General features: G+C 52.4%; 10 protein-coding genes and 1 tRNA gene. 3 read left to right on the top strand and 8 right to left on the bottom strand.

Features of this window, described 5'->3' with window-relative positions; all coding sequences use genetic code 11:
- The 7 genes from AC2VLY_RS09735 to trxA form a co-directional block, all read right to left on the bottom strand.
- Positions 1-751, bottom strand: a 751-nt coding sequence (locus AC2VLY_RS09735; RefSeq protein WP_486892661.1) for a LabA-like NYN domain-containing protein, incomplete at its 3' end; no start/stop codon positions are given.
- A gap of 6 nt (positions 752-757) precedes the next feature.
- Positions 758-2,434: a dihydroxy-acid dehydratase gene (gene ilvD, locus AC2VLY_RS09730; protein WP_193649924.1), complete on the bottom strand. Its 1,677-nt coding sequence runs from the start codon at positions 2,432-2,434 to the stop codon at positions 758-760.
- Positions 2,435-2,584: 150 nt separating this feature from the next.
- Positions 2,585-3,637 (bottom strand): AI-2E family transporter, encoded by a 1,053-nt coding sequence (locus AC2VLY_RS09725; RefSeq protein WP_300254239.1) that lies wholly within the window; start codon positions 3,635-3,637, stop codon positions 2,585-2,587.
- Between the two features lie 6 nt (positions 3,638-3,643).
- On the bottom strand, positions 3,644-4,882 hold the full coding sequence (locus AC2VLY_RS09720) for a malic enzyme-like NAD(P)-binding protein (RefSeq protein WP_300254242.1): 1,239 nt from the start codon (positions 4,880-4,882) through the stop codon (positions 3,644-3,646).
- A 6-nt stretch (positions 4,883-4,888) separates the two neighbouring features.
- A complete protein-coding gene (gene rpmE / locus AC2VLY_RS09715) occupies positions 4,889-5,095 on the bottom strand; it encodes a 50S ribosomal protein L31 (RefSeq protein WP_010639220.1) in 207 nt (68 codons plus the stop codon).
- 74 nt (positions 5,096-5,169) lie between these two features.
- Entirely contained in the window at positions 5,170-6,543 is a 1,374-nt protein-coding gene (gene rho / locus AC2VLY_RS09710) for a transcription termination factor Rho (protein ID WP_486892659.1), read from the bottom strand.
- Complete coding sequence (gene trxA / locus AC2VLY_RS09705) at positions 6,540-6,866, bottom strand: thioredoxin TrxA (protein ID WP_010639224.1); 327 nt, start codon at positions 6,864-6,866, stop codon at positions 6,540-6,542. The genes rho and trxA overlap by 4 nt, the downstream gene beginning before the upstream one ends.
- 325 nt (positions 6,867-7,191) lie before the next feature.
- Here trxA and AC2VLY_RS09700 point away from each other — a divergent pair, with 325 nt between their 5' ends.
- From AC2VLY_RS09700 to AC2VLY_RS09690, 3 genes are read left to right on the top strand one after another with little or no spacing between them, the layout of a single operon-like run.
- A complete protein-coding gene (locus AC2VLY_RS09700) occupies positions 7,192-7,446 on the top strand; it encodes a hypothetical protein (protein ID WP_486892658.1) in 255 nt (84 codons plus the stop codon).
- Positions 7,446-7,631 (top strand): phospholipase D-like domain-containing protein, encoded by a 186-nt coding sequence (locus AC2VLY_RS09695; protein WP_486922178.1) that lies wholly within the window; start codon positions 7,446-7,448, stop codon positions 7,629-7,631. The genes AC2VLY_RS09700 and AC2VLY_RS09695 overlap by 1 nt, the downstream gene beginning before the upstream one ends.
- Before the next feature lie 27 nt (positions 7,632-7,658).
- Entirely contained in the window at positions 7,659-7,787 is a 129-nt protein-coding gene (locus tag AC2VLY_RS09690; protein WP_486922177.1) for a hypothetical protein, read from the top strand.
- A gap of 498 nt (positions 7,788-8,285) precedes the next feature.
- Here AC2VLY_RS09690 and AC2VLY_RS09685 read toward each other — a convergent pair.
- Positions 8,286-8,378, bottom strand: a tRNA-Ser gene (locus tag AC2VLY_RS09685).
- Positions 8,379-8,508 lie beyond the last annotated feature (130 nt).

Below are 8,508 nucleotides of genomic sequence, written 5' to 3'. Positions count from 1 at the left end.
TAATATCCCGACTGGGGAGTTCGTCCGTATCCAGCTCGCGGGGCAAGTCGGAAATATGCACAAAAGCCGATTCGTAGGGAGAGTCCTCATGACGCGTGTCGGTCACCCAGAGTCGGGCGGAGATATTGGTCAAAAAACGAATAAAACCAAAACCACGCTCGGCTTCCCAACGAATACAAATACCGCGAATACGCGAGCCCATTTCTCCCCAAGGGACGCGCATATCGCCCCGGGTGGGGAGTAAACCCGGCACCAGATAGCCCGAATAAAAAGCGTCAGCCTCATGCTGCAATTCTCTGGAAACATTGCGGAATGCCAGCACTTCCACCCGGCAACCCTTATTTTGCAGCGCCCTGACTACCTGTAGAAAATCACCATCTCCGGTCACCAGCAGCAACTGATCCAGTCGTTCGGACTGAAGCATGACATCAACCGCCAGGTCGAGGTCGGCATTGGCTTTTGAAACCCGGTTACCTTCTTCATCCACAAACCAGCGCACAGGTTTTTCAATGATTTTCCAACCCAGATCACGAACCGCCTGTTGGTAACTGCGAATACCTTCCCGGTACTCACGGTCACTTTTCATGCGTTCCCCATCCACGGCCATATAAGTATTCAGGCGCAGCAGGCGCGCCTGATCTTCACGCGCGGCGAAACGCCTTAATACGTCATAACGCATGGCATAGCCACCGTTATAGCGCACATTTTCCGCATCTACATAAACGCCAATATGCAACTCACCATTACTCATGAATAATCAGGACTCCAGAATGGCGCCATTGGCCGCATTGGTAACCAGCTTGCGATAACGCCGCAACCAGGAAGACGACAAGGGTTTTTCAATGGGCACCCAATGGTTGCGCCGCTCGGCAAGCTCTTCATCACTCAAATCAACATGAATTTTGCCATTGTCCAGGTCCAGCGAGATGATATCACCGGCTTTCAGCAAACCAATCGGCCCGCCTTCAGCCGCTTCAGGAGAAATATGACCAATACAGGCACCACGGGTAGCCCCGCTGAAACGACCATCGGTAATCAGGGCCACGCTTTCACCCAACCCCATTCCCATGATGTTGGCGGTTGGCGTCAGCATTTCCGGCATACCTGGACCACCTTTAGGTCCTTCATAGCGGATAACCACCACATCGCCCGCCTGCACCTCGCCCGCCAGAATCCCTTCGGCTGCACTATCCATGCTTTCAAAAATTTTGGCAGGGCCTGAAAACCGGCGCATTTCCGGAATAACCGCACCGATTTTGACAATGCCACCCTCGGGCGCGAGATTGCCGAAAACCACCCGCAGTCCCCCCGTTGGAGAAATAGGATTATCAGCCAGGCGAATGATTTTACTGTCCTTGACGCTCGCTTCCGAAACAATTTCACGGAGACTCTGGCCGCTGACCGTCGGCTTGTCCAGATGCAGTACATCGGGATTACGCTTGTGTACTTCATGGAGGATGGCGGGAATACCCCCTGCCCGGCCAATATCCTCAATATGCACGGTGGATAGTGCCGGCGAGACCTTTGCCAAATAAGCTACTTTCTGCGCCAGGTCATTGAGGCGGGAAAGCGGATACTGGATGCCTGCCTCGCGGGCAATGGCGAGGGTATGCAAAACCGTATTGGTAGAACCGCCCATGGCCATATCCAGAATAAAAGCATTATCGATGGCATCAAAATCCACCAGCTGACGCATGGTCGGTCCACCCGCCAAGGCTAAAGCGACCACCCGGTCAGCCGCCTTACGCACCAGATCACGCCGCCCCGCCGCCGTCGCCAGAATCGTACCATTACCCGGCAACGCAATACCCAACACTTCCATGAGACAGTTCATGCTGTTGGCAGTAAACATGCCGGAACAGGAACCACAGGTCGGACAGGCCTTATCTTCAATTTCCTTGAGGCGGATTTCGGTGATCTGCCCGCGCTTGAACTGGCCAACCGCTTCAAATGCCGTCACCAAATCAATGGAAGTCCCATCAGAAAGTTTTCCGGCCTCCATCGGGCCACCAGACACGAACACTGTCGGCACATCGCAGCGCAGCGCGCCCATAATCATGCCCGGTACAATTTTGTCGCAGTTGGGAATACAGATCAGGGCATCCAGATGATGCGCCTGCACCACGGTTTCAATGGAGTCGGCAATCAACTCCCGGCTCGGCAAGGAATAACGCATGCCATCATGACCCATAATGATGCCGTCATCCACACCGATCGTATTGAATTCAAATGGAATACCGCCTGCGGCCCGAATATTTTCCTTGACGATGCGCCCGAACTCCTGCAAATGCACATGGCCGGGAATGATATCAATATAGGAATTCGCCACACCGATGAAGGGCTTATCCATGTCACTGTCCGTTACCCCGCAAGCCTTCAAGAGGGAACGATGAGGGGTCCGTTCAAAACCTTTTTTGATCATATCTGAGCGCATGTAAACCTCGTGCTGTATTCAGGAGGCCGACGTTTTTAACGCGGCCTGAAAGCGGAGCGACGGCCAGGAAACATTATGGCCGACCGTCTGGTTGGTCTGACGAGTATAGAACCAAGCGCCCGACAGGCCAAGCTGTCCCACCTCAGAAGTTCAGGTTTCAGCAGACTGAGCGGGTTGCAACCATTCCCGCCAGATGGCGAGCAGGACGGCGAGGATAACCGGCCCCAGAAATAATCCAAGCAGACCAAATGTCAGGATTCCGCCCAGCACACCAAATAGCACCAGCAAAAACGGGATATGCACCGCGCTGGAAATCACCAGTGGCCGGATCAGATTATCAATCCAGCTCACCACCAGAGCCCCCCAGAGTGCCAACCCCACACCCGCAGCAATTTGTCCATGAACCAGCAGCCAGATACTGGCAGCCCCCCACACCAGGGGTGTACCAAATGGTAAAAAAGAAAATAACAGCGTTACGACGGCCAGCAGCACCGGGGCGGGCAATCCTGCTGCCCAATAGCCCAATCCCGCAAGGGCACCCTGGGCCAGGGCGGTCGCCAGAATTCCGTAAATGACGGCGCGGATGGTGCTGGCCACTGTTTGCAGATAGCTATCACCCCGCTGACCCAGCACCTGATGGACCATACGCCGCAGTTGATCAAGAAGTTCCAGTCCGTAGCGATAAAAGAAAAATGCCGTAATGAGGACCAGCATCAGCAGGGCCGCAAAGCGGCCAACCCCACCTGCCAGCATCCCGATGCGCCCCGCCCAGACGGACAAATCTGGAGACAAAGCCCCCGGCCGAAACTGCGCTTTCCAGGAAGGCGGTATTTGATCAAGCAGATTCTTTATCCAGCCGTTATGACTCCATTGAGTGCTTATCAGGGTATGGGCATCCAGCTGGCTGAGTTCTGTCAGCACATGATGCAATTCTGTGCCCAGAGTCATGCTAAGAAACAGAACAGGGAGAATGAAAATCAGCGCCAGCATGAATGTCGCCCCGCAAGCGGCCAGCAGGGGTGGCCAGTGACGGCGCAGAGGCGCAGACAAAGGCCAGGTTGCATAAACCAGAATAGCGGCCCAGACAATGGCGGGCAGAAAAGGTGCGAGGATTTTCCAGACTAATGCAAAAAAAACAATCGCTGCGAGAAGTTGCCCGAGGGCAAGTCGCAATTCGCGAACCGTCAGATCCGCGAGGCGCATGCTTACCTAGAGCCGGGAAACGCCGCTTTCCCGCGCGGCTGCACTGACAGCACCCGCCACCCATTGCCGCAAACGCGGGTCGAGGGGCTTGGGAATAAAATATTCAGGCCCAAAGCTCAGTCCGTCAGTCCCTGAAAAACCATAGGCTTGTTGAACTTCTTCAGGAACGGGCTCCCGGGCCAAACGCGCCAGCGCATCGACAGCGGCCAGCAGCATTTCCTGATTAATCTGACTTGCGCGACAATCCAGGGCACCCCGAAATAAAAACGGAAAACCCAGGACATTATTCACCTGATTGGGCATATCCGAACGCCCTGTCGCCATGATGGCATCTGGACGCAAGCGTTTTACGGCAACGGGATCAATTTCCGGGTCAGGATTCGCCAGAGCAAATATCACCGGCTTTGCAGCCAGTCCGGACAAAGCCGCTTCGGGAATGGCACCACGTACCGAAACGCCGATGACCACATCGGCATCCGCCAGCATATCCATCAAGGTCCAGTGCGCAGGTGCTGTAGCAAAGGGCTGGTGCCAGTGAGTCAGGTCGCTGCGGCCTGCATGCAGCACGCCATGCACATCACTCAAATACACCGCCTCGACCCCAAGAGCGCGCAGCATTTTTGCAATGGCCAGCCCCGCCGCACCCGCTCCGACAATGGCCACTTTGACGCTCTTAAAGACCTTACCCTGCAATTCGAGTGCATTTTGCAAAGCAGCAGCCACAATAACGGCAGTACCATGCTGATCATCGTGAAGAACCGGAATATCGAGCATTTTTTGCAGGGCTTCTTCCACCTGAAAACACATGGGCGCCGCAATATCTTCCAGGTTGATGCCGCCGAAACCCGGGGCAATCGCCGCCACCACATCAATCAAGTGCTCCGCATCGCGGACCTGTACTTCAATATCAAAGGCATTGATGTCCGCAAAATGCTTGAAAAGCAAAGCCTTGCCTTCCATGACCGGCTTACCCGCCAGTGTCCCGACATTACCCAGTCCAAGAACCGCCGTACCATTGCTGACTACGGCAACCAGATTACCCTTGCCCGTATAGTCGTAGGCTTTTTCCGGATCAGCAGCAATTTCCCGTACGGGTGCCGCTACGCCAGGGGTATAGGCAAGAGACAAATCATCCGGGCTTTTGCAGGGTTTGCTGGGTATGACTGCAAGTTTACCGGCAGGACTTTGGGCGTGGTAATCCAGCGCCCGCCGTCGCAATTCTGCATGGGCTTCAGTCTGTTCCATGGATACTTACTGACCGCCGCCGTAACGCTTGCGGAACTTCTCAACCTGACCAGCAGCAGAAACATTGCGCTGCTTGCCGGTATAAAAAGGATGGCATTCGGAACAAAGATCAATGTGAAGATCACGATTGGCCGTAGAACGGGTTTTAAACACATTTCCACAACTGCAGGTCACAGTGATTTCTTCGTACTTGGGATGAATTTCGGATTTCATAGTTGAGCTACTCTCGGGCCTGAATACAAAGTGGCGAATTATAGGGATAGAGGGGGCAAACGTCCAGCCAATCCTCAGCGATTCATGGAATCAAAAAATTCCGCATTGTTTTTGGTGGCTCGCACCTTGTCGAGCAGAAATTCCATGGACTCCAAAGAATCCATAGGTGCCAGCAACTTGCGCAATACCCACATTTTGCTGAGCAAATCGGCAGGTACCAGCAATTCTTCCCGACGGGTTCCGGATTTGTTGAGATTGATGGCCGGATAAGTGCGCTTCTCGGCCAGACGGCGATCCAGATGGACTTCCATATTACCGGTGCCCTTGAACTCCTCAAAAATCACTTCGTCCATTTTCGAGCCGGTTTCCACCAAAGCCGTAGCGATAATGGTCAGACTACCACCCTCTTCAATATTTCGGGCGGCGCCAAAAAAGCGTTTGGGCTTCTGCAGGGCATTGGCATCCACACCACCCGTCAACACCTTGCCGGAAGATGGAACAACCGTATTGAAGGCTCTGGCCAAGCGTGTAATGGAATCGAGCAGAATCACCACATCGTGCTTGTGCTCTACCAGTCGCTTGGCTTTTTCAAGAACAATTTCAGCAACCTGGGTATGCCGGGTTGCGGGCTCATCAAAAGTTGAGGAAACCACTTCACCTTTCACCGAGCGTTGCATATCGGTCACTTCTTCCGGGCGTTCATCAATCAGCAGCACAATCAAATAGCATTCAGGATGATTGGCAGTAATAGCGTGGGCAATTTGCTGGAGTAATACGGTTTTACCGGTTTTGGGGGGCGCCACAATCAAACCACGCTGCCCCTTACCAATGGGCGAAACCAGGTCAATAATGCGTGGCGCCACTTCACCGTAAGCCACAGCATCATATTCCAGACGCAAAGGTTCATCGGGAAACAGGGGGGTCAAATCATCAAAATTGACCTTGTTGCGGGTCGCTTCAGGCGATTCAAAATTAATGCTCTCCACTTTAAGGAGGGCAAAATAACGCTCACCTTCCTTGGGGGGGCGAATTTGCCCGGACACCGTATCACCCGTCTGCAGGTGAAAACGACGGATTTGCGAAGGAGAAACATAAATATCATCAGGTCCAGCCATGTATGATCCGGAAGCTGCACGCAGAAAACCAAAGCCATCCTGCAAAATTTCCAGTACGCCCTCGCCATAAATAGCATCGCCATTACGGGCATGCGCCTTCAGGATATTGAAAATGATTTCCTGCTTTTTCTGACGAGCGGTACCGTCCAACCCCATTTCCTGACAGATAACGGCCAACTCAGCAGCTGTTTTCCTTTTTAAATCTGTCAGGTTCATGGCTGTAGCGCCAGGATTTGGCATCAGCAGAGTCTCTTCTTCTTCAAGAAGAATATCTTCATTGGGAAAAGACTTGGGTGTACGGGGTGATTTACGGCGGGGACGTGGTGTATTCAAAGTTGGCTATCCAGAAATGCCGTCAGCTGGGCTTTACTCAAGGCTCCGACTTTCGTTGCTTCCAGTTTTCCATTTTTGAACAGCAACAAGGTGGGAATACCACGGATACCGTACTGAGGGGGGGTATTGGGATTTTCGTCGATATTGAATTTGGCAATTTGTAATTTATCAGCATATTCAACTGCAACTTCTTCAAGAATGGGTGCAATCATTTTGCAGGGGCCGCACCACTCAGCCCAAAAATCAACCAGAACCGGCTTGGAACATTGCAGTACATCGGTTTCGAAACTGTCATCAGACACATACGTAATAGCATCGCTCATGGGAGATAGCTCCTCTGTCTCAGATTGTTACAGCGCTTTGGGTGGAGGTCATTTAGTGTTTTTCATATGGGATAATCCCAAACTCTAGGCACCGGACGGCGCTGGCAGGTTTGATCTTCTTTCAAATTGAAGGTGTGTGAAAGAATAGCACGATATAAACGGTATGCAAGTAGCAAGTTTCTGGACATCTGCATTACAAAGGATTGTAATCAGCAATACTGCAGTAGAATCAAGTTATGGTCAAGCCATAGCCATGAATTGCCATCAAAATTCATATCCCGATTACCGACACTTTTCCGCAGACTAGCAAAAAAGGAGCAATATCATGTTTGGATTTGGAGAAAAACCCCAGGAACAGCAAAACGCCACTTGCCCATGCTGTCAGACACCCATGCAGGATATGGGAGCGCATGGCATTCGTATGGGGGGCTTAACGGGTCTGGGTGGCGCCGCTTTTGGCATGATCGCCGGGCAGATGGCCGATGATGGTGAGGATGCCTTCGAGAAAAAGCTGAAGGTGCAGGTCTTTGTCTGCCCACAGTGTAGTGATCTGTCATTCAATTATCATGGTGGGCTTTAGTGCCTCTTTATGTTGAACCCCATGCTGGATCTGCACCGATTGTGCAGCTTATACAATTGGCCCATCACGCAGTCAGCGTCGGGGTCTATCATCTCTCTGACCGCCCTATTCTCCAGGCATTGAAAGCCGCCCATGCGCGCGGTGTGGATGTGCGAGTGATTATCGAGGTAACCCTTACGACATGAAGCCGCGCTAATCGGGAAATGGGATTATTGCTGAATGGCCGACCGGTAACCGAGCTGCAGGCGCAATTTAATCGGGATTGGGCCTGGGCTGATGATGCAGATCACCAATCTCCGGGTGAATCGCTGGAGCCATTGTGGATGCGTGGGCGCGGATGAAAGCATAACAAGCTGTGATGTTACTTCCAGCACCACCATGCCACTACCAAGATGGCAGCGCTACTCAATGTTATGGCGCCACTGATCAAAAGAAGTCTGAGTAATGCCCGAGCTTCGGCATAATGCGAATCTTCGCTCATAATATATCTGCTGCTTTCCAGGTTGAACCCATTGGCACTATTGGTAGAAAAAAAGGTGGACATCTATCGTCCAGTAGACAATTTATGGCGGCTTCCGTTCAATGAAGAATTCGGCACTGGGGCTTTGATTTGCCTGTTTGCCAGTTGCAGCACCATATCAATGCGCCGAACACAAACAAGGAGGCTTGATCATGCACTACTCACCTTGTTACAAAACGATCTACAAGGCGCGGGAAGCGGCCAACCGGTTGCTGCTACGGTATCGCCAGACCGAAAACCCAAAGTAAGACAAAAAGAAAGACGCGGTCAAACTGGAAAAATTAAAGCCCCTCAAAATCAGGGGCCTATTAGCAATGTGTGGCGGAGAGAGAGGGATTCGAACCCTCGATGGAGTGTTTAGCCCCATACTCCCTTAGCAGGGGAGCGCCTTCAGCCGCTCGGCCATCTCTCCGGTAGGCGGATAATACCCTGTTGTCGGGTCTGAGGTCAAAGTCTAGCCTTGTCCAATATGAAATGAGTCTGAAGGGTGGAACGTGTTTCTAGCATGAAATGCGTCTGGAGTAAGCTGCAACGGAATCGGG

Source organism: Acidithiobacillus sp. TH-A36 (assembly GCF_057473445.1).
Note: the sequence above shows the minus strand (reverse complement) of the source record. Positions and strands in the feature narration are given on the sequence as shown.